The organism is Stenotrophomonas sp. YJH_SMC_91, from assembly GCF_059368495.1.
This window is the reverse complement of record NZ_JCAFRT010000002.1, coordinates 81,767-103,160: the sequence shown is the minus strand read 5'-3', so window position 1 is coordinate 103,160 and position 21,394 is coordinate 81,767. Positions and strand designations below refer to the sequence as shown.

Annotated in this window: 16 protein-coding genes; 14 read left to right on the top strand and 2 right to left on the bottom strand. The window is 68.1% G+C overall.

What is annotated here, in order from left to right:
* The first annotated feature begins 2 nt into the window (after nucleotides 1–2).
* The 7 genes from AC5P5X_RS04045 to AC5P5X_RS04015 all read left to right on the top strand — a co-directional run bounded on the left by AC5P5X_RS04045 (nucleotide 3) and on the right by AC5P5X_RS04015 (nucleotide 6,562).
* Complete coding sequence (locus AC5P5X_RS04045; protein WP_012480467.1) at nucleotides 3–902, top strand: peptidylprolyl isomerase; 900 nt, start codon at nucleotides 3–5, stop codon at nucleotides 900–902.
* 23 nt (nucleotides 903–925) lie between these two features.
* A complete protein-coding gene (locus AC5P5X_RS04040; RefSeq protein WP_111189319.1) occupies nucleotides 926–2,257 on the top strand; it encodes an MFS transporter in 1,332 nt (443 codons plus the stop codon).
* Between the two features lie 194 nt (nucleotides 2,258–2,451).
* On the top strand, nucleotides 2,452–3,666 hold the full coding sequence (locus AC5P5X_RS04035) for an oxygen-independent coproporphyrinogen III oxidase (RefSeq protein ID WP_044570336.1): 1,215 nt from the start codon (nucleotides 2,452–2,454) through the stop codon (nucleotides 3,664–3,666).
* A gap of 11 nt (nucleotides 3,667–3,677) precedes the next feature.
* The gene (locus tag AC5P5X_RS04030) at nucleotides 3,678–4,454 is read left to right on the top strand and encodes a helix-turn-helix domain-containing protein (RefSeq protein WP_010485317.1); all 777 of its coding nucleotides are present in this window, start codon (nucleotides 3,678–3,680) and stop codon (nucleotides 4,452–4,454) included.
* 19 nt (nucleotides 4,455–4,473) lie between these two features.
* Nucleotides 4,474–5,217, top strand: coding sequence for a molybdate ABC transporter substrate-binding protein (gene modA, locus AC5P5X_RS04025; RefSeq protein WP_111189318.1), 744 nt, complete (start codon nucleotides 4,474–4,476; stop codon nucleotides 5,215–5,217).
* A 3-nt stretch (nucleotides 5,218–5,220) separates the two neighbouring features.
* Nucleotides 5,221–5,904 carry a molybdate ABC transporter permease subunit gene (gene modB / locus AC5P5X_RS04020; RefSeq protein ID WP_005413666.1) on the top strand — a complete coding sequence of 228 codons (684 nt, stop codon included), beginning with the start codon at nucleotides 5,221–5,223 and terminating at the stop codon, nucleotides 5,902–5,904.
* Nucleotides 5,894–6,562 carry a sulfate/molybdate ABC transporter ATP-binding protein gene (locus AC5P5X_RS04015; protein WP_005413665.1) on the top strand — a complete coding sequence of 223 codons (669 nt, stop codon included), beginning with the start codon at nucleotides 5,894–5,896 and terminating at the stop codon, nucleotides 6,560–6,562. The genes modB and AC5P5X_RS04015 overlap by 11 nt, the downstream gene beginning before the upstream one ends.
* 297 nt (nucleotides 6,563–6,859) lie before the next feature.
* On the opposite strand, the gene AC5P5X_RS04010 is transcribed toward AC5P5X_RS04015, so the two are convergent.
* Together AC5P5X_RS04010 and AC5P5X_RS04005 are read right to left on the bottom strand one after the other, a co-directional pair.
* Entirely contained in the window at nucleotides 6,860–8,389 is a 1,530-nt protein-coding gene (locus AC5P5X_RS04010) for a diflavin oxidoreductase (protein WP_005413664.1), read from the bottom strand.
* Complete coding sequence (locus AC5P5X_RS04005) at nucleotides 8,386–8,814, bottom strand: PAS domain-containing protein (protein WP_005409905.1); 429 nt, start codon at nucleotides 8,812–8,814, stop codon at nucleotides 8,386–8,388. The genes AC5P5X_RS04010 and AC5P5X_RS04005 overlap by 4 nt, the downstream gene beginning before the upstream one ends.
* 441 nt (nucleotides 8,815–9,255) lie before the next feature.
* Between AC5P5X_RS04005 and glgA the strand changes: the two genes are divergently transcribed.
* Genes glgA through glgX form a run of 7 tightly spaced genes read left to right on the top strand, consistent with a single transcriptional unit; the run spans nucleotide 9,256 to nucleotide 21,388 of the window.
* Complete coding sequence (gene glgA / locus AC5P5X_RS04000) at nucleotides 9,256–10,782, top strand: glycogen synthase GlgA (RefSeq protein ID WP_032966865.1); 1,527 nt, start codon at nucleotides 9,256–9,258, stop codon at nucleotides 10,780–10,782.
* A complete protein-coding gene (locus AC5P5X_RS03995; protein WP_111188878.1) occupies nucleotides 10,779–13,016 on the top strand; it encodes a 1,4-alpha-glucan branching enzyme in 2,238 nt (745 codons plus the stop codon). Before glgA ends, AC5P5X_RS03995 begins: the two co-directional genes overlap by 4 nt.
* Nucleotides 13,013–14,731, top strand: a complete 1,719-nt coding sequence (gene treZ / locus AC5P5X_RS03990) for a malto-oligosyltrehalose trehalohydrolase (RefSeq protein ID WP_111188879.1) — start codon at nucleotides 13,013–13,015, stop codon at nucleotides 14,729–14,731. Before AC5P5X_RS03995 ends, treZ begins: the two co-directional genes overlap by 4 nt.
* Entirely contained in the window at nucleotides 14,728–16,572 is a 1,845-nt protein-coding gene (locus AC5P5X_RS03985) for a 4-alpha-glucanotransferase (RefSeq protein WP_111188880.1), read from the top strand. The genes treZ and AC5P5X_RS03985 overlap by 4 nt, the downstream gene beginning before the upstream one ends.
* Nucleotides 16,569–19,142 carry a malto-oligosyltrehalose synthase gene (treY, locus tag AC5P5X_RS03980; protein WP_099498085.1) on the top strand — a complete coding sequence of 858 codons (2,574 nt, stop codon included), beginning with the start codon at nucleotides 16,569–16,571 and terminating at the stop codon, nucleotides 19,140–19,142. Before AC5P5X_RS03985 ends, treY begins: the two co-directional genes overlap by 4 nt.
* Entirely contained in the window at nucleotides 19,111–19,281 is a 171-nt protein-coding gene (locus tag AC5P5X_RS03975) for a DUF2934 domain-containing protein (protein ID WP_005413658.1), read from the top strand. Before treY ends, AC5P5X_RS03975 begins: the two co-directional genes overlap by 32 nt.
* Nucleotides 19,268–21,388: a glycogen debranching protein GlgX gene (gene glgX / locus AC5P5X_RS03970; protein WP_033835070.1), complete on the top strand. Its 2,121-nt coding sequence runs from the start codon at nucleotides 19,268–19,270 to the stop codon at nucleotides 21,386–21,388. The genes AC5P5X_RS03975 and glgX overlap by 14 nt, the downstream gene beginning before the upstream one ends.
* The last annotated feature ends 6 nt before the right edge of the window (nucleotides 21,389–21,394 follow it).

The window sequence follows — 21,394 nt, the reverse complement described above, 5'->3', positions numbered from 1 at the left end:
TCATGGGCAGCCTGCCGAAATTCCTGCCGATCACCGTGATCGACTCCGCTGCGCCGGTTCCCGCCGAGGCGCATTCGCACCACCATGACGCGGCAGCGCAGGGGCCGCGCTCGCTCGGGCAGCCGGCACCGTGCCGGCTGTTCGTGGACGAGACCGCGATCAGCGAGGCCGACATCGCCCGCGAGATGCAGCACCACCGGGCGATGCGCCCGGAGCAGTCTCGTGCCGAAGCGGCACGTGCACTGGTGGTGCGCGAGCTGCTGCGCCTGGAAGCGCAGCGGCTTGGGCTGCAGGCGCCGGAGGGCAACCGAGTAAGCGACGAGGAAGTGCTGATCCAACAGCTGCTGGAAGATGCGATCAAAGACCGCGTACCGAGTGATGAAGACTGCCGCCGGTACTTCGAGCAGAACCCGGAGCGCTTCCGCTCCCCCGACCGCGTGCGTCTGCGCCATATCCTGCTGGCCGCGCCGGCCGACGACGTGGCTGGGCGCTTCGCCGCACGTACCGAGGGCGAGCGGCTGGTCGGGCTGCTGAAAGAGTCGCCGCACCTGTTCGCCGATTTCGCCCTGCGCCATTCGCGTTGCCCATCCAGCAGCGAGGGCGGCGACCTGGGCTGGCTGCAGCGTGGGCAGACCACGCCGGAGTTCGACCGCCAGGTGTTCCGCCTGCGCGAGGGCCTGGCCGGTTTCCCGGTGGAATCGCGCTGGGGCTACCACGTGGTCTGCGTCGATGCACGCGAGGAAGGCCAGCCGCAGCCGTTCGAGGCGGTGCTGCCGCAGCTGCGTGACTACCTGGAGCTGCAGGTACGCCAGCGTGAAGTGCAGGCCTACCTGCTGCAGCTGCAGGAACGCTACCCGGTGCGCGGGCTGGATGAGATCGAAGCCGAAGCGGATATCGGCTGAACCCCCTTGAACGAGGAGAATTCATGAACCAGGCCCTTGCCCCCGCCAGTGCCGGGCAGCAGCAACGTGCGCTGTGGCTGAGCACGTTCGCCTTCACCGTGTGCTTTGCGGTGTGGATGATCTTTTCGATCATCGGCATCCAGATCAGTCAACAGCTCGGCTTGAATGACACCCAGTTCGGCCTGTTGATCGCCACGCCGGTGCTGACCGGTTCGGTCAGCCGGGTCTTCCTCGGCATATGGTCCGACCAGTTCGGTGGCCGCAAGGTGATGGTGCTGGTGATGCTGTGTGGCGCAGTGGCCACCTGGATGCTGACCTATGCCCAGACCTACACCCAGTTCCTGATTGCCGCGCTGTGCGTGGGTATCGCCGGCGGCAACTTCTCGGTGGGCGTGGCCTACGTCTCGAAGTGGTTCCCGGCCAGCAAGCAGGGCACCGCACTGGGCATCTTCGGTGCTGGCAACATCGGCTCGGCGGTGACCAAGCTGCTGGCGCCGCTGGTGATGGTGGCGGCCGGCTGGACCATGGTCGCCAAGGTCTGGGCCGTCGCGCTGGCCGTCACGGCGGTGCTGTTCTTCCTCTTCAGCAAGGAAGATCCGTCGCTGGAGCAGCGCCGTCGCGAAGGCGTGAAGCCGGTGCCGTTCGCCGAGCAGATGGCGCCACTGAAGAACCTGCAGGTGTGGCGGTTCTCGCTGTACTACTTCTTCGTGTTCGGTGGCTTCGTGGCGCTGGCGCTGTGGCTGCCGCACTACCTGGTGGGCGCCTATGGCATGGACGTGGGCCACGCCGGCATGCTGGCGGCGTGCTATTCGATCCCGGCCAGCCTGTTCCGCGTGGTCGGTGGCTGGATGTCGGACCGGATGGGGGCGCGCCGGGTGATGTACTGGACCTTCGGCGTGTCGGCCATCTGCACCTTCCTGCTGGCCTACCCGGATACCGAGTATGTGGTGAAGGGCATCCATGGCCCGATCCACTTCCATCTGGCCATCGGCGTGGTGATGTTCACCGTGCTGGTGTTCGTGCTGGGCTTCTTCATGTCGCTGGGCAAGGCCGCGGTCTACAAGCACATCCCGGCGTACTACCCCAAGCACGTGGGTGCCGTGGGCGGCGTGGTTGGCATGATCGGTGGCCTGGGTGGCTTCATCCTGCCGATCGTGTTCGGTGCATTGAACGATGCGGTGGGCATCTGGAGCAGCTGCTTCATGCTGCTGTTCGTGCTGGTGGCCGCTGCACTGGCCTGGATGCACTTCGCGATCCGCCGTATGGAACGCCGCCACTTCCCGCAGATCGACCGCGAAACCGACCTGCCCGAAGCCATCGATGCGGCCGCCGCCGAGCGGGTGCGCGGTGGGTGAAGGTGTTTGCCGGCCAGCGGCCGGCACTACCAGAACGGTGCGCGATGGGTGGAGGGTGCTGCCGGCCAGCGGCCGGCACTACCAAATGGTGGGTGAAGGGGTAGTGCCGGACGCTGGCCGGCAGCAACCGCCAGATGCGCCACGCTTGATTTCAATCAGGGCCACGCGAAGAGGAACGCCCGAAGATGTCTGCCATGAGCTTCCACGTTGACGAGAGCGAGGACACTGCGCTGCAGGCTGCATTGCTGCGGCAACCGCGGCACGTGCTGTTTCCGCCGGCTGACCAGTTCAGTACTGGTTTTGGCGAAAGCGGCTGGCGCGCTGCCATGCGCGCCAGCAATGAGCACCTGATCCCACGCGGCTTGACGCTCGGCTTCCAGGTCGGTCGTGGCGGGCGCGGTGTGCCGCCGCAGGCCTATCTGGACACCTTGCTGCTGGCGCTGCGGCTGCAGGCCGACGTGCTGGCCGAGGACCGTGAAGTGGTGGCGATGGTACTGCAGCTGGGGCTGGCCGAGACGTTGCCGCCGCCGCAGCTCGGCCAGCTGCTGGATGCGGTGCCGCAGCACCTGCGCACCGTGGCGCGGCCCCAGGTGGAGGTGCGGCTGGACGCAGGCAGCGCGCTGGCGCCGGCGCAGCTGCGTGCGGTGGGCTGCACCCGTTTGAACGTGATCGATCGCGCCGATGCACCGGGGCCGACCCTGCTGGCACAGGCGCGACAGGTGGGCTTCACCGCGCGCTACTACCAGTTGCGGGTACCCGGCAGCGAGGACGCTGGCTTCATTGAACGGCTGCACGAGGTGCTGGCCGAGGCACCGGAGCGCATCCTGCTGCCGGCGCCGTGTGCGCTGCCAGAATACCCCTCGGCCGTCCATTGGCTGCAGGCCTGGCGCCTGCTGCGCGCTGCGGGTTACGAACCGATTGGTGGCGATCACTATCAGCGCGGCGATCTGCCGAACCCGCACGGTCCGGGCGATGGCCAGCGCCATTGCGATCTTGCCAGCGTGCCACGCCGCGACCGCAGTGATTTCATCGGGCTTGGCCTGTCTGCCTGCAGCCAGATCGGCGAGGTGTTCTACCGGCTGGAGGACGAACTGGGCGAATGGCGTGCGCGGCTGCTGGCGGGTCACATGGGAGTCTCCGCCGGGCTGATCCTGTCCGAGGACGAGCGGTTGGTGGCCGAAGTGGCGCAGAGCATCGCCTGTGACCACGCCCTCGATGCGGCTGCCTTCGAGTGGCGCAACGATGAACCGTTCGAGGAATGTTTCGCCGAACAGCTGCCCGCGTTGTCGCCGCTGCTGGCACGCGGCTGGGCGCAGTGGGATGCGCGCGTGCTGCGCCTGGCCGAAGAAGGGCGCCTGCTGTGGCGTATGATGGCCGCATGCTTCCGGCCGGCGGCCGCCATCGCTTGAGTCTTGCCCCGATGTCTTCAATTCCGCCTTCGCAGGGCCGTCTCGGCCGGGCCACACCCAACCCCGCCGCCGCCGATGATGGCGACGCACTGCACTTCTGCAGCACCTGCGCGTTCTCCGACGCATGCATGTCGCAGGGTTACGACAAGACCGCACTGGGCGACCTGCACGTGCTGGTCGACCATGTCGGTCCGTTCCATGCAGGTGACTACATCTTCCGCGCCGGCGAATCGTTCGATTCGATTGCTGCGGTGCGCGCGGGCATGGTCAAGACCTTCGTCGATGACAGCCAGGGCAACGAGCAGGTGCTGGGCTTCAGCCTGCCGGGCGAAGTGATCGGCCTCAACGCGATCCACGGTTCGCGCTTCCCCTGCAATGCGGTGGCGCTGGACACCGTGCACCTGTGCCGCATCTCGTTCCCCAAGCTCAGCCTGTTGGCGACCCGCATGCCGGGGCTGCAGGCCAAGCTGTTCAGCCTGCTCAGTGCGGAGATCGGCAAGGTCGCGACCCTGGCCGCCAACCACCGTACCGAAGAACGCATGGCCGCGTTCCTGCTGGACATGTCCGAGCGCTACGCGCGGCGCGGTTTCTCCGCCACGCGCTTCAACCTGACGATGGCGCGTACCGAGATCGCCAATTACCTGCGGATGGCGCCGGAAACCGCCAGCCGCGTGCTGCGCCGCCTGAGCGATGATGGGATCATTGCGGTGAAGCAGCGCGAGATCCTGTTGCTGCAGCCCGAGCGCCTGGCAGCGCTGGCGGTGGCCGACGAATCCGATCCGAACTGAACCTGGCCGGGAGCCGACGATGAAGCGAGCTGGACTGTTGTTGCTGGGACTGCTGGCTACGGTACCGGCCTGGGCGGCCGACCTGACGGTGTCGGCGGCTTCGAGCCTGACCGAGAGCTTCCGCGAGCTGGGCGCGGCGTATGAGAGGGCGCACCCGGGAACCAAGGTCGATTTCAACTTCGCCGCATCCGGCGTGCTGCTGCAGCAGATCAGCCGTGGCGCACCGGTGGATGTGTTCGCGTCGGCCGATGAAACCACGATGGACCAGGCCCAGCAGCAGGACCTGCTGGCGGCCGGTACCCGCGAGGTGTTCGCGGTGAACGCACTATGGGTGGTGGTGCCGCCGCAGGCCAAGGCTGCGCCGCGTACCTTGAAGGACCTGGCCGGTGCCGGTGTGCAGCGCGTTGCGCTGGGCAACCCGGACAGCGTGCCGGTTGGCCGCTATGCCAAGGGCGCGCTGGAAGCGGCGGGCCTGTGGCCGTCGGTGCAGGGCAGGATCATCACGACGCAGAACGTGCGCCAGTCGCTGGATTACGTGGCGCGCGGTGAAGTGGATGCGGGCTTCGTCTATGCCACAGATGCACAGGCGATGCCCGACCGGGTGCGCCGCGCCTTCGCGGTTCCGGTGGCGGGGCGCATTGCCTATCCGCTGGCGGTGACCAGGGCCAGCGCGCAGTCGGCCGAAGCCAGGCGCTTCACCGCCTTCGTGCGTTCGGCGCCGGGCCAGGCGATCCTGGCCAAGCACGGGTTCGGCAAGCCCTGACGCATGGATTTCGACTGGAGCGCACTGGGGTTGTCGCTGAAGGTGGCCGGCTGGGCCACCGCGATCAATCTGGTGCTGGGCGTGGCACTGGGCGCGCTGCTGGCGCGGCGGCGCTTTCCCGGCCGCGAGCTGCTGGATTCGCTGCTGACCCTGCCGATGGTGCTGCCACCGACGGTGCTGGGCTATTACCTGCTGGTGCTGATCGGCCGCAACGGCCCGATCGGCGCGTGGCTGCAGTCGTGGTTCGGCATCAACCTGGTGTTCACCTGGCAGGCCGCGGTGATCGCCGCGGCGGTGGCTTCGCTGCCGCTGGTGTTCAAGCCGGCACGCGCGGCGTTCGAGGAAGTGGACGGACAGCTGGAGCAGGCCGCGCGCACGCTTGGAGTGTCCGAAGCAGCGGTGTTCTTCCGCGTCACGCTGCCGCTGGCGTGGCGCGGCATTCTTGCCGGCCTGCTGCTGGCCTTCGCACGCGCGATGGGTGAGTTTGGCGCGACATTGATGGTGGCGGGCAGCATTCCGGGACGCACGCAGACGCTGTCGATCGCCATCTACGAGGCGGTGCAGGCCGGCCAGGATGGCAAGGCCAATGCGCTGGTGATCCTGACTTCGGTGGTGTGCATCGTGATCCTGTTGCTGGCAGCGCGGCTGGTGGGCGGGCGTCGCCGGGAGCTGCGCGATGTGGCTTGACCTGCAGGTGCAGCGCCGCCTGCAGGCGGCCGGCCAGGATTTCGTGTTGGACGTATCGCTGCAGTGCACGCAGCGGCAGGTGGTGCTGTTCGGGCCTTCAGGCGCCGGCAAGAGCCTGACCCTGAAGGCGGTGGCCGGGCTGCTGCGGCCGGGCCAGGGCCATGTGCGCCTGCAGGGGCAGACCCTGTTCGACGCGGCCACCGCTGTGGATCTGCCGCCGCAGCGCCGCCGGCTGGGCTACGTGTTCCAGGATTACGCGTTGTTCCCGCACCTGAGCGTGCGCCAGAACGTGGCGTTCGGGCTGGAGCGCGGGTGGTTGAATCCGCGCGCGCGCCAGCGCTTCGATGCGGTGGAGCAGTGGCTGCACGCATTCCGCATCGACACGGTGGGCGATCTGCTGCCCTCGCAGGTCTCCGGTGGCCAGCGCCAGCGCACTGCATTGGCGCGCGCCCTGGTGACGCAGCCGCAGGCGCTGCTGCTGGATGAGCCGTTCTCCGCACTGGACCATGACCTGCGCCAGCACCTGCGTCAGGAGCTGGAAACGGTGCTGGACCGGACCGGCATCCCGTTGCTGTTGATCAGCCACGATCCACAGGACGTGGCGATGTTCGGCCAGCAGGTGGCGCGCGTGGTGGACGGCCGCATCGTCGGCGGTTGACCCGTGATGGACGCACCGGCGATGGTTGGTCACATCTGATGGTAGTGCCGGCCGCTGGCCGGCAACCTCGGTATCCTGGGCAGCCGGCCAGCGGCCGGCTCTACCGTGATGCACGGGCGATGGTTGGCTACATATTCTGGTAATGCCGGCCGGCGGCCGGCTCTACCGTGATGCACAGGCGATGATTGGCTACATGTTCTGGTAGTGCCGGCCGCTGGCCGGCAACCAAGGGATACTGAGCAGCCGGCCAGCGGCCGGCTCTACCGGTCCAGGATTCGTGCAGTCCAGTGGTACCGATCAATACAGCTCACAGTGCGTGCGGCCTTCACCGCGCAGCGCGTCCCAGTGTCCTTCGCCAGCGATGGCATCGATGGCCTCGCGCACCGCGCCCTCCAGATGGCGCTTGTTGCCGCACAGGTACAGGTGCCCGCCACGGGCCAGGACGTCGCGCACTTCGCTGGCGCGCTGCTGCAGCACGTGCTGCACATAGATCTTTTCAGCGCCATCGCGCGAGAACGCGGTATGCAGGCCGGCCAGCACGCCACGCGCGTGCCAGTCCTGCAGCTGGTCGCGATACAGGTAATCGTGCTGGCGGTGCTTCTCGCCAAACACCAGGTGCACCTCGCGTTCGCAGCCGTTGGCCTGCAGCTCCTGCATCAGGCCCATCAGCGGTGCGATGCCGGTGCCGGTGCCGACCAGCAGCAGCGGCGCCTGGCCGGTATCGGGCAGGTGGAAGCCAGGGTTGGAGCGGCAGTACACACGGGCGTGCTCGCCGCCATGCAGCAGGCTGCCGGTGGCAGTGCCGAAGCGTTCGCGGCCGCGCAGGGTGTAGCGCACTTCGCGCACGCACAGGCTCAGCTGGTCGTCGCACGGGTGCGAGGCGATCGAATAGGCACGCGGCAGCCGCGGTGACAGCAGTTCGCGCAGCCGGGCAAGCGGCACGCTGTCCGGCGTGGCGTGGTCCTGCAGCACGTCCAGCAGGTCCAGGCCGTGCAGGTAGGCTTCCAGCTCGCGCTTCTGGCTGACCTTCAACAGGCCCTTCAGTACCTCACTACTGCCGAGCTTGGCCAGTTCGCGCAGCACGCCCTTGCTCAGCAGGCGCAGCTCGCGGTCGTGCAGGGCGGCCACGGCGGCGGTGTCGCCGTACCAGGTAGCCAATGCCTGCAGCAAGGCAGGGTCGTTCTCGGGTACCACGTGCAGGGTGTCCCCCGCGCGGTAGGCCATGCCACTGCCGGCAATGTCCAACTGCAGGTGCCACGCCGCCGGGTCGCTGCTGTTCAAGCGGCGGCGTTCGAGGATGGGAGCGGCAAAGGCATTGTCTTCGCCATAAGCGGTGACCTGCAGGTGCAGGTGCTGGCCAGCGCTCAGGTTGCCGTTCAGCACCTGGCCGAGCACCGGCTGCCATTGCTGGAAGAACTGCTCGTAGCCCAGGTCGGCATCCACGCGGCGCAGCAGTGGCTGCGCCTGGCGCTCGCACAGCGCGGCATCCAGCGCCTTGGTGAAGCCGCAGAAGCTCGGGTAGCCGGTGTCACCGAGGCCGAACACTGCATAGCGCAGGCCGCTCAGCGTCGGGATCTGGCGCAGCGTTTCGAAGAACTGCTCGCCATTGGCTGGCGGCTCTCCGTCACCGAAGGAACTGGAGATCGCCAGCAGCACATCGCCTTGGCCGAGACTGGCTACGTCAATGTCGTTGAACGGGAGCACCTGCGGCCCATGCGGCTGCAGCTCCGCGCCCAGGCGCTGGGCCAGGGCGCGGGCGTTGCCCGACTCGGACGCGAAACCCACCAGCAGACGGCTGAAGGGCGTACTGGTCGGGAGGGCGTTCACGCGGCCTCGTAGAAGTCGTCGAACTTTTCCTTGCTGAACTCGACCAGGTCATAGTTCTGCATCAGGTCGTTCACCACGCGGCGGATGCTGATGTACGAAGTGATGTTGCCGTCTGCGTCGAACAGCGGCTGCACGGTGGTGTCGACCACGTAGAGCACGCCGCCCTTGCCGAGGTTGGGCACGATGCCGGTCCAGGTCTTGCCGGCCTTGATGGTGTCCCACATGTCCTTGTATACGGCCTTGGGCACGTCCGGGTGGCGCACGATGCTGTGCGGCTGGCCGATCAGCTCTTCGCGGGCGAAGCCGGTGAGCGTGCAGAACAGGTCATTGGCGTAGGTGATGTTGCCCTGCAGGTCGGTGGTGGAGATCACCATGACGTTCTGCATGGCGTTCAGCAGCTGGGCGTTGTCGGGGGTGTAGCTCATCGCAGGGTCCTTGTGGATGCCGGCCGCGCCGGCGTGTTCGGGTCCTGCATAGGAATACGCCCGGGCGGCGGCGGGCGGTTTGACATTGGTCAAGCGCGTAGCGCGAAGGCCTGCGACCGGGTGTCGCAGGGTGAGTCTCTTAAAGACCAATCCAGCTCGGCTCAGGCGGCACGTGGGATTGCCAACAGCCGGGCGTGGGCTCGGCCCCATCGCAGGAGACACGGGCAGGAGGCGGGCGCATGTCATGTGTACTGAGCTCATGACGTGTTGTCACAAAGAAATCGCCATGGCTTCACGGTTGATTGATCGCATGCAGGGCTATTGTCGTCCTGAGCCTCTCGCTGACGTCCCCCACGTCCTGCGTCGACTTCCTTCCCACCATCAGCGCCCATCCCGGCGCCGCTGGCGTCCGTCTGCCTGAAATACCCGAGAGACCCTCCCATGGCCCGCGCTGTCCAGTCCGCTTCATCTGTTGCGACCTCTCCCGGTTCGCTCGTGCCGATCGGCACCCGGCGTGGCCACTCGCTGCCACTGCAGCTGCCGGAGCTGGTACAGCGTGTGTTGTTCGTCGCGACCGAGATGGCCGACTTCATCAAGGCCGGGGGCCTGGGCGACGTGGCCGCAGCCCTGCCGCGTGCGGTACGCGGCGCCTGTGATTCGCGCGTGCTGCTGCCCGGCTACCCGGAGGTACTGCAGCGCCTGCCACAGCTGCAGCGGATGGGACAGGTCAGCGCGAGGGCGGGCCTGCCTGCGTGCGGGATCGGCATGGCAGTGCAGGCAGACGGCCTTCCGATCTACGTGCTGCTCTCGCCAGAGCTGTACGAGCGCGAAGGTTCGCCATACGTCGATGGGCAGGGCCAGGAGTGGAAGGACAACGCGGTTCGCTTCGCCACGCTCTCACACGCGGCGGCGGAGATTGCGGCCGGGCGTGCCGGGCTGGACTGGTCGCCGCAGCTGCTGCACCTGAATGATTGGCCTGTGGCCATGGCGGCAGCCTACGTGCGTTGGGACCGGACCACCGTGCCGACCCTGCTGACCATCCACAACCTGGCTTACCAGGGGCTGTTTCCGTATGCGCTTGCACCTGTGCTGGGCGTACCGGTCGAACACCTGGATGAACTGCACTTCCACGGGCAGATGTCGTTCCTGCAGGGCGGGATCACCAATGCCACGCGCCTGAACACGGTCAGCCTGCGCTACGCGCAGCAGATCACCGCCCCGGATGACGGCTGCGGGCTGCATGACCTGTTGGCGCGCCGGGCGGCCGGCGGACACCTGAGTGGCATCGTCAACGGCATCGACGCCAGCTGGGATCCACGCCGCGACATCCACCTCAAGGCCCATTTCGGCATCGGCGAATGGACCGGGCGCGCCACCAATGCGCACGCGGTGCGCAGTGCATTCGGCCTGGCGCCCTCGGCCGGCCCGCTGTTCGCGGTGGTCTCCCGCCTGGTGCACCAGAAAGGCCTGGACATCACATGCGACGTGGCGCCGCAGATCGTGGCGGCCGGCGGCCAGCTGGTCATCATCGGTGGCGGCGAGCCGCAGGTGGAAGCGCAGGTGCAGGCGCTGGCCCGGCGCTACCCCGGACGGGTGGGCGCATTCATCGGCTTCGAAGAGGCGCTGGCCCGCCAGATGTTTGCTGGCGCCGATTTCCTGCTGATGCCTTCGCGTTTCGAACCCTGTGGGTTGAGCCAGATGTACGCGCAGCGCTTCGGCTGCCTGCCAATCGCGCACGCGACCGGCGGGCTGGTCGATACCGTTGAGGATGGCGTGACCGGATTCCTGTTCCACGGCGCGAATGCCGATGGCTTGCGCCGCTGTGTGGAACGGGCGATGCGCACCTTCCGCCTGCCCGGCCTGCTGCAGGCCATGCGCCGCGCGGCCATGCTGCGGCCGGGCGGTTGGGATGCGGCGGGGCGCGCATATCTGGCGCTATACCAGCAGACCTGCCAGGTGGCCGCATGAGTCACGACAGCCTGCAGCCGGTCGCCCTCGAGGACGAGCCCATGGCGACCGCCGGACGGGAGGAGGGCGTGGTGGCTCCGGTCCTGGACGACCTGGTTCATGCACGGGCGGCCGATGCGTTTGCCTGGCTCGGGCCGCACCAACAGCCCGATGGCCAGCGCCAGCTGCGCGTTCTGGTGCCCCACGCGCGTCGCGTGGAGGTGATTGCGGGCCCGGAGCGGCGCTGGGATCTGCAACCGGGTCCCTTGCCCGGCCTGTTCGAAGGTGCAGCAGGTGAAGCGCCCGTGCCGCTGCTCGCCCTGCATTTCGAGCAGGGTGTGGAGCAGGTGCACGATGCCTATTCCTTCGGTCCGCTGCTGGATGAGGCGCTGCTGCAGCATTTCCATGCCGGTGACGCTGATGCAGCGCGCCAGTTGGGCGCAGTAGCGATGCAGGTACAGGGTATCGACGGCGTGCGCTTCGCGGTGTGGGCCCCCAACGCACGAAGGGTTGCCGTGGTCGGCGATTTCAACGGGTGGGATGGCCGGCGCCATCCGATGCGGCTGCGCCACACCGCTGGCGTGTGGGAGCTGTTCCTGCCTGGCGTGCAGGCCGGTGCCCGCTACAAATTCCGCATCGTCGGCGCCGACGGCCGGGTGATGCCCGACAAGTTCGATCCGATGGCGCGCTGGGCCGAGCTGCCACCGGCCACCGCCTCGCGGGTGCCTTCGGCAGCGCCGATGCAGTGGCACGATGACGCATGGTTGGCGGCGCGGCGGCAGGCCGGAACCTGCACGCCGCTGTCCATCTACGAAGTGCATGCGGGCTCCTGGCAGCGCAGCGACGATGGTTCGCCGCTGGACTGGGATGCCTTGGCCGACCGGTTGATTCCGTACGTGGCAGGGCTTGGTTTCACCCACATCGAGCTGCTGCCGGTCAGCGAGCATCCCTTTGGCGGTTCCTGGGGCTATCAGCCACTGGGGATCTACGCGCCAACGGCGCGCCATGGCACGCCACAGGCCTTCGCACGCTTCGTGGACCGCTGCCATCAGGCCGGCGTAGGGGTGATCGTGGACTGGGTGAGCGCGCACTTCCCGAACGATGCGCATGGCCTGGCCGGGTTCGATGGCACCGCGCTGTACGAGCATGCCGACCCGCGCGAAGGGGTGCACGCCGACTGGGACACGCTGATCTACAACTATGGCCGCAACGAAGTGGCCGCCTACCTGATCGGCAGTGCATTGGAGTGGGTGGAGCGGTTCCACATCGATGGTCTGCGCGTGGATGCCGTGGCGTCGATGCTGTACCGGGATTACAGCCGTGCCGAGGGCCAGTGGATACCCAACGAGCAGGGCGGGCGCGAGAACCTGCAGGCGGTCGCTTTTCTACGGCGGATGAACCAGACGCTGAGGGAGCGCTTCCCGGATGTGCTGGTGATCGCCGAGGAATCCACCGCATGGCCAGGGGTGACCGCGCCGGTGGAGCAGGGCGGGCTTGGTTTCACCCACAAATGGAACATGGGCTGGATGCATGACACCCTGCAGTACCTCGGGCGCGATCCGGTTCATCGCCAGCATCACCATAGTGAGATCAGCTTCGGCCTGGTCTACGCCTTCTCCGAACGGTTCGTGCTTCCGCTTTCGCATGACGAGGTGGTGCACGGCAAGGGAGCGCTGCTGGCCAAGATGGCGGGCGAGCCGGCGCAGCGGCTGGCCCAGCTCCGCGCGTACTACGGTTTCATGTGGGCGCACCCGGGCAGCAAACTGCTGTTCATGGGCGGCGAGTTCGGCCAGGGACAGGAGTGGTCGCACGATGCGGCACTGGACTGGGCACGGGCGGCCAGCAACGAGGGCCAGGGCCTGTCGCGCCTGGTGGGCGACCTCAATGCCGTGCTGCGCTCCGAACCCGCGTTGCACCGCGACGAACGCGACGAACGCGGTTTCGACTGGAGCGTGGCCGACGACAGCCGCAACAGCGTCTACGCCTTCATCCGCCGGGATCCGGCCGGTAGCGGCCGCACCCTTCTGGTAGTGAGCAACTTCACTCCGGTACGTCGCGACGGCTACCGGGTCGGTGTGCCGCAACCGGGGTGTTGGACCGAACGGCTCAACACCGACAGCGGTTACTACGGTGGCGGCAACGCGGGAAACCTCGGCGCAGTGCATACCGAGCCGAGGCCGATGCATGGTCACCCGCAGTCGCTGCGGCTCACACTGCCGCCGCTGTCCACGCTGTACCTGCAGGTTGATGCATGACCGCAGTGGCGCCGCGCCTGGGCGCATGGCCGGTGGCCGGTGAAGGTGTCGAGTTCCGCGTGTGGGCACCGGATGCAGGCACCGTGGCGCTGTGCCTGCAGGGCGTGCTGCGGCCGATGCACCGCGACCCGGACGGCTGCCACTGGCTGCGGACACAGGCGTCGCATGGTGACCGCTACCGGTTCCGCCTGCCGTCCGGCCAGGACGTGCCCGACCCCGCCTCGCGCTGGCAACCGGACGGCGTCGATGGTGACAGCGCGGTGGTGCTTGGCACGGATGGAGCACAGCCCACGTGGCAGGGGCATGCCTGGCAGGACCTGGTGATCTATGAAGTGCACATCGAGGCCGGCGGCGGGTTCGCGGCGTTGACCGCGCAGCTGCCGATGCTGGCGGCCCTGGGCATCACCGCCATTGAACTGATGCCGGTCGCGCAGTTTCCCGGTGGCCGCAACTGGGGCTACGACGGCGTGTTCCCGTATGCACCCGCGCTGGCCTATGGCGGTCCGTCCGCGCTGAAGGCCTTTGTCGACGCGGCGCACGATGCAGGGCTCTCGGTGCTGCTGGATGTGGTCTACAACCACTTCGGGCCGCAGGGGAACCGTCTGCGCGACTACGCGTGTGGGTTCTTCCGTGACGATCGCAGCACGCCGTGGGGCGAGGCCATCGACTTCCGCCAGCCCTGGGTGCGACGGTTCTTCATCGACAATGCGCTGATGTGGCTGCGCGACTATGGCGTCGACGGCCTGCGCCTGGATGCGGTGCACGCCATTGACGATGACCGTTTCCTGCAGCAGCTTGCCGACGAGGTACGTGCGGTGGCCCCTCACGCGCACCTGGTGCTGGAGAACGAACGCAACCAGGTGCGGTGGCTGCGCGGCGCCTATCAGGGACAGTGGAACGACGACTTCCACAACGCGCTGCATGTGATGCTGACCGGCGAGCAGGAAGGCTATTACGCGGCCTATGCCGGGCGCGCCGAAGCACTCCTGGCGCGCTGCCTGGCCGAAGGATTCGCCTGGCAGGGCGAGCCGGACCTGCACGGCCATCCCCGTGGCGAGCCCAGCGTCGACCTGTCGCCCGCGCGTTTTGTGGTATTCGCGCAGAACCACGACCAGGTGGGCAACCGCGCCTTCGGCGAGCGCCTGTCGATGCTGACCGATCCTGCCCCGCTGCGCGCGGCGCTGGCCCTGACCCTGCTGACGCCGATGATCCCGCTGCTGTTCATGGGCGAACCGTGGCAGGCGCAATCGCCATTCCTGTTCTTCACCGACTACGCGCCACCGCTGGACGAGGCGGTGCGTGAAGGGCGTCGCCGTGAGTTCTCCGGTTTCAGTGCCTTTGCCGACGCCGCCGCGCGCGCGCGTATTCCGGACCCGAACGATGCGGCGACCCTGCAGGCGTCGTACACGCCGCCGCCCGGCGATGATCCCTGGTCGCAGCACTGGCTGCGCTGCACGGGTGAGTTCCTCGGCCTGCGCAGGCGCTATCTGCAGCCTGGCCTGCTGCAGGCGCGGTCGCTGGGCGCGCGCGTGCTGGGCCAGGGCGCGGTGCAGGCGGGCTGGCAGTTGCCCTCGGGCCAATGGTGGATCGCGATCAACGTGGGCCCTGTGCCGGTGGCGCATGCGGTGCCGGCCGGCGAGTGCGTCGTTGGGCCGGACGCGGCCGCGATGCTGCCGGCAGGCGGCGGTGCGCTTGCGCGCTGGATCGCCGCATGAATACGGATGCGGCGGTGCGGGAGGCGGCTCGCCGTGTGGGCCTGCTGGTCCGCTGGACCGACGTGGCCGGAGCAGAGCGCGAGGTTGCGCCCGACGTGCTGCGCGCCGTGCTGTCGGAGTTCGCGTGCGACGGTGTGCCGGTGGCCCACCCGTTGCTCACTGCCTGCTGTGGTCAGCTCCTGGCCATGCCTGAGGCAACTGGCGCGGCGTGCTGGGTGGACGAGCAGGGCACAGCGTTGCCTGCACGTGCGGATGCGCAAGGGCGCTGGCGGGTTCCGGATCAGCCAGGCTATTGGCAGTGGCGCCGGGGCGACCGGCAACAGGCGGTTGCGGTGGCACCGCAGCGTGCCTGGTGGCCGCAGGGCCTGCTGCGCGGTTGGGGTCTGTCGGCGCAGGTCTACAGCCTGCGCGCGCCCGGTGATGCCGGCATCGGTGACAGCGCCGGCTGTGCGCGGTGGCGCGAGCTGCTGCACCGTCACTGCGGCGATGCACTGGCGTTGAGTCCGCTGCACGCCGGCCTGGCACCGGGCACGGGCTACAGTCCTTACTCGCCCAGCGACCGGCGCTGGCTCGATCCGCTGCAGGTGTCGCTGCCGCAGGTTTTGCCGGAGGCCGCCGGCAGCGTGTTGCGCGAGGACGAAGCACTGGCGATGGCCGTTGAAGCGGCTACCGCAGCACGCCGCATCGACTGGCCGCACTCGGCGGCAGTGAAGTGGCGCTGGCTGCGCCAAGGGCGCCAATGGCTGCGGCAGCAGGCGCCGGCACAGTACGAACAGATGCAGACGTGGTGCGATGCGCAGCGGGAACCCCTGCTGCAGTATTGCCAGCACGCCGCCGACCGATTCACTGGAAGCGCCGACGACCATGCGTTTGCGCAGTGGTTGGCGTGGCAAGGCTGGGCGCAGGTGCAGGCGGGACTGCGCAACGACGGCGCGTCGATCGGACTGATCGCGGATCTGGCAGTGGGTTGTGCACCGCAGGGCGTCGAGGCCCGGACCGGCGGCGACCGCCTGCTGCAGGGCCTCGAGCTGGGCGCGCCGCCGGATGCGTTCAATCCGCTGGGCCAGGCCTGGGGTATCACCAGCTGGTCACCCTCTGCGTTGCAGCGCGAAGGGTTTGAACCGTTCATCCGCGTGTTGCGCGCCGTGATGGCGGGTCGCGGTGGATTGCGCATCGACCACATCCTGGGCCTGCAGCGGCTGTGGGTGCTGCCGCGTGGCGCGGGCGCCGGGCAGGGGGTGTATCTGCGCTATCCGTTCGATGATCTGATCAACCTGCTGGTGCTGGAATCGTGGCGCCATCGCTGCGTGCTGATTGGCGAAGACCTGGGCGTGGTTCCTCCGGGTATCCGCCAGCGACTGGCAGCCCGTGGCGTGCTGGGGCTGGAGGTGCTGCCGTTCGCCCGCAACGGTGAGCGCTTCCTGCCGGCGCCACGGTGGCGCCGCGATGCGGTGGCCATGCCCTCCACCCATGATCTGCCGCCGCTGGCCGGCTGGCTGCGTGGGCGCGACCTGCGCTGGCGTGCACGCCTGGGTGAGCTGACCGAGCTTCCCGCGGCGCTGCACGCGCGTGCCAGCGAGGTACAGGCGCTGTCCGCAGTCGCCCGGGGCGAGGGCGCGACGCTGGAAGCGCGTGCGCTGTCACTGGTGGCGCACGCACCTTCACGGCTGGCGCTGCTCCCGCTGGAAGATGCGCTGGGCAGCCGCGCGCAGGTGAACCTGCCGGGTACCGTCAATGGTCACCCGAACTGGCGCCGACGCTTGCCGCTTGCGTGGGATCCGGACGCGGCCGATGCGCGCATTGCCCGGTTCAGCGCCACGCGGCGCAAGGCGGGACGATGACCCGGTTGCGTGCCACCGCACGCCTGCAGCTGCATGCAGGCTTCAACTTCGAGGCCGCTGCGGCGCAGCTGCCGTACTACGCCGCGCTGGGCGTCAGCCACCTTTACCTGTCGCCGATCAGCGCTGCGATGCCAGGGTCCATGCATGGCTACGATGGCATCGACCCGGCCCGCATCAATCCGGAACTGGGCGGCGAAGAAGCCTTCCAGCGGCTGGCGACAGCGGCGCGTGCGCATGGCATGGGCCTGATCCTGGACATCGTACCCAACCATCTTGCGGCATCCCCGCAGACGCCCTGGTGGAACGATGTGCTGCTGCACGGGTGCAGAAGTCCCCATGCAGGATGGTTCGACATTGACTGGGAGGCGCCGGGTTGCGAGGGCCGGCTCTGGCTGCCAGTGCTGGACCGGCCACTGCACGACGCCGTGCGCGATGGCGTGTTGCGCGTAGCAGTGGACGATGAGCGGCCGACGCTGCGTCATCACGGGCTGGCATTGCCGTTGTCTCCGCGCAGCCATCCGCTGGTACCCGCGCAGTGGCCGGCATGGGCGGAACGCTGCAACCGCAGCGTCGAACGGTTGCACACGCTGCTGCGGCGGCAGCACTACCGGCTGGCTTGGTGGCGCACGGCGGGCGATCAGGTGAACTACCGGCGCTTCTTCGACATCAACGAACTGGCCGCACTGCGGGTGGAGCGCGACGATGTGTTCGCGGCGGTGCATGCGCTGCCGTTGCGGCTGGTGCGTGCGGGGTGGGTTGACGGCCTGCGCATTGACCATGTGGATGGCCTGTCGTCACCCGGGCCGTACCTGCAACACCTGCGTGCGTCGCTCGACGAGGCCTGCGCGGCAGGCGGTCGCGACCCACAGGCAGTGAGCGTGCATGTGGAGAAGATACTGGCGGAGGACGAACAGCTGCCCGATGGCTGGGCCTGCGACGGCACGACGGGCTATGACTTCATGGACCAGGTTGGCGCCTGGCTGCATGATCCGGCTGCTGCACCCGCGCTCTCCCGCACCTGGCAAGCGGCGATTGGCGACGCGCGCAGCTTTGACGACTTGCAGCAGGATGCCCGCAGCATGCTGCTGCGCACGTCGCTTCACACCGACTTCCAGCGACTGCTGCGCAGCGCGCAGCGGGTCCTGCAGCCCCGGCTGGCCGAAGCCGATATCGGAGCCGCTGCGCTTGCCCGTGCATTGGCCGCGCTGCTGCGGCACTACCGTACCTACCGCCCCTATTCGCTGCAGGATGCAGGTGAACGGAAGGCCCTGGTGGACGCTGCCGCGGCAGCACGCGAGGCACTGGACGGTACGGCACACGCGGCACTGGATCTGCTGCTGCGGGCACTTCCCGGCGAGGCGGAGGCCGAGCGCGCGCTGCGGGTGAGATTCGGGCAATTGGCCGCGCCGTTGAATGCCAAGTCGGTGGAGGACACAGGCTTCTATCGTTACTTCAGGCTGCTGTCGCGCAACGAAGTCGGAAGTGATCCGCAGCGGCTGGGCATGGAGGGACGCGAGCTGCTGGAACACGCAGTGGGACGCCTGCAGCGCCATCCGCGGGCATTGCTTGCGCTGGCGACCCACGATCACAAGCGCGGGGCCGACAGCCGGGCGCGGCTGGCGGTTCTCAGCACCTGCACGGTCGAGTGGCGGGACGCCGTGCGGCGCTGGAGCCGGATGTCGACCCGCGCGGGCGCGCCGATGCCGTTGCCGGGTGCCGAGGCCTATGCGCTGTGGCAGGCGCTCGTGGCCGCGTGGCCGATGCACGGTAACCCGGGCGCCGACTTCGCATCGAGGATGGTGCAATGGCTGACCAAGGCGTTGCGCGAGGGCAAACGGGTCAGCAGCTGGTCCGATCCCAACGTGGCGGTGGAGGAGGCCGCCGCGCAGTGGCTGCACGCACTGCTGGATGGAGCGCCATTGCAGCCGGTGCGGGAGGCGCTGGCGACGTTCGTGGCGCGCATTGCGCCGGCCGGCGCCTGCAACGGCCTGGCACAACTGTGCCTGCAGCACTGCCTGCCCGGCGTGCCCGACCTCTACCAGGGCGGAGAAGGCTGGGACCTGAGCCTGGTGGACCCGGACAACCGGCGTGCCGTGGACTATCCAGTGCGGCAGGCGTGGCTGCGCGATACGCGCGGTTGGCCCGCCCTGCTGGAGGACTGGCGGGACGGTGGCATCAAGGCATTTCTGCTCAGGCGCTTGCTGGAGTGCCGCCGCAGGCACCCGCAGCTGTTCCTGCACGGCCAACTGCAGGCGCTGTCCGCACCGGCGCGTTCGCCCTGGCTGGCATTCGCGCGCAGGCATCAGGCGCAGGTGCTGCTGGTGATCGTGCGGCGTGGTTCGCCCACCGCCGTGCCCGGGCCCAGCCTGCACGCAGCACACAACGTCGGCACTGGCCTGATGCTGCACGGGCTGGCGACAGGCCCCATGCGCAACCTGCTGGACGGGCGCATCGAACATTTCAAGGCAACCGGGGACGCGGCACGGCTTCTGGCTGGCAGCCCGTTGGCGGTATGGATCAACGAGGAGACGGACAGGAATGGACAGCAGGGAACGACGGCAGCGGATTGAGGCATTGGCCCACCAGATATGGGAAGCGGAAGGGCGGCCGGACGACCAGCAGCAGCGGCATTGGCACATGGCCGAGCGCCTGGTGGAAGCCGAGATTGCCGCTGCGCGCGACGAGGAGGGAACCGATGGCCAGCCGTAAGTGGACGCAGACCTCGCGGGTGCGCGAAGGCCGGCCGTTCCCGCTGGGGGCGACCTGGGACGGCTTGGGTGTGAACTTCGCGCTGTACTCGCGGCACGCTACCCGGGTGGAACTCTGCCTGTTCGACGCGCGCAACCGTGAAGTCGAGCGTATCGCGCTGCCCGAGTACACCAACGAGATCTGGCACGGCTACCTGCCGGACGTGCGGCCCGGGCAACGTTACGGCTACCGGGTGCACGGCCCGTATGCGCCGGAAGAGGGCCATCGCTTCAATCCCAACAAGCTGCTGCTGGATCCCTATGCCAAGCAGATCGTCGGCGAACTGAAGTGGGCCCCACACCTGTTCGGCTACACCCTGGGTCACCGCGATGGCGATCTCAGTTTCGACCGCCGCGACAGCGCCGGTTACATGCCACGCTGTGCCGTGATCGATCCGGCTTTCAGCTGGGGCGCAGAGCGTGCACCTGCCACGCCCTGGGACCGGACCGTGATCTACGAAGCCCACGTGCGCGGACTGACCATGCAGCATCCCGACGTCCCACAGGCCGAGCGCGGTACCTTCTCCGCGTTGCGGCACGATGCGGTGGTCGACCACCTCAGCCATCTGGGGGTGACCGCCATCGAGCTGCTGCCGGTGCATGCCTACGTGGATGACCAGCAGCTGCTCGAGCGCGGGCTGCGCAACTACTGGGGATACAACACCATCGGCTTCTTCGCGCCGCAGGCACGCTATCTGTCGCTGGGCACCGTGGCCGAGTTCAAGCAGATGGTCGCGCGCCTGCACAACGCGGGCATCGAGGTCATCCTGGACGTGGTCTACAACCACACGGCCGAAGGCAACGAGCTGGGCCCTACGCTGTCGTTCAAGGGCATCGACAACGCCAGCTACTACCGTTTGGCCGATGATCGCCGCTATTACATCAACGATACCGGTACCGGCAACACGTTCGATCTGACCAATGCCGGTGCGCTGCGCATGGTCATGGACTCCCTGCGCTACTGGGTGACCGAGATGCGGGTGGATGGGTTCCGCTTCGACCTGGCAACCATCCTCGGCCGCGAACGGCATGGCTTCGACGCCTCGGGCAGCTTCCTCGATGCGGTACGCCAGGACCCGATCCTGAGCCAGGTGAAGCTGATTGCCGAGCCATGGGACATCGGCCCGGGCGGCTACCAGCTGGGCCAGTTTCCGCCGGGCTGGGCCGAGTGGAACGACCGCTTCCGCGACACGGTGCGCGCGCTGTGGCGTGGCGATGGCGGGCAGCTGGCGGAGTTTGCCACGCGCTTCACTGGCTCGGCCGACCTGTTCGAACACCACGGCAGGCGACCGTCGGCCAGCATCAATCTGGTGACGGCGCATGATGGATTCACCCTGCACGATCTGGTCAGCTACAACGATCGCCACAACGAGGCCAACGGCGAGGACAACCGTGACGGCCACTCGCACAACCTCTCCAGCAACCACGGCGTGGAGGGAGACACCGATGATGCGGCGATCCTTTCGTTGCGTGCGCGGCAGATGCGCAATCTGCTGGCCACGCTGCTGCTGGCGCAGGGGACGCCGATGCTGCTGGCGGGCGATGAGTTCGGCCATTCGCAGCAGGGCAACAACAACGCCTACTGCCAGGACAATCCACTGAGCTGGATCGACTGGGAGCGCGCAGCATTGCCGGCTGCACAGGCGCAGGTGGCGTTCGTGCGGCGGGCGCTGTCGCTGCGCCGGCGCTACGGCCTGCTGCGCCGGAACCGGTTCCTGCGCGGCGAGTACGATGAGGCACTGGGCCTGCGCGATATCGACTGGCGGCATCCCGATGGTCGCGGCATGGAGGAAGCGGACTGGCATGACGCAGGGCTGCGTGCGCTGGCGATCGTGCTGGACGGTCGCAGTCCGGACAGTGGCCTGCGCGAGCCCGGGCGGCATGTCAGCCTGGCCCTGCTGTTGAACGCCGGGGAGCAGCCGCAGCGGTTCTGTGTGTCAGACGACGCCCTGTCGTTCCGGCGCGTACTCCTGCAGACCGACGAAACGCCGTTGGAGCCGGATGAGGAAGGCGCCTGGACGCTGCCGCCGCGCAGCCTGTGCCTGCTGGCGGCAAGCAGCAGCGCGTGATTGCAC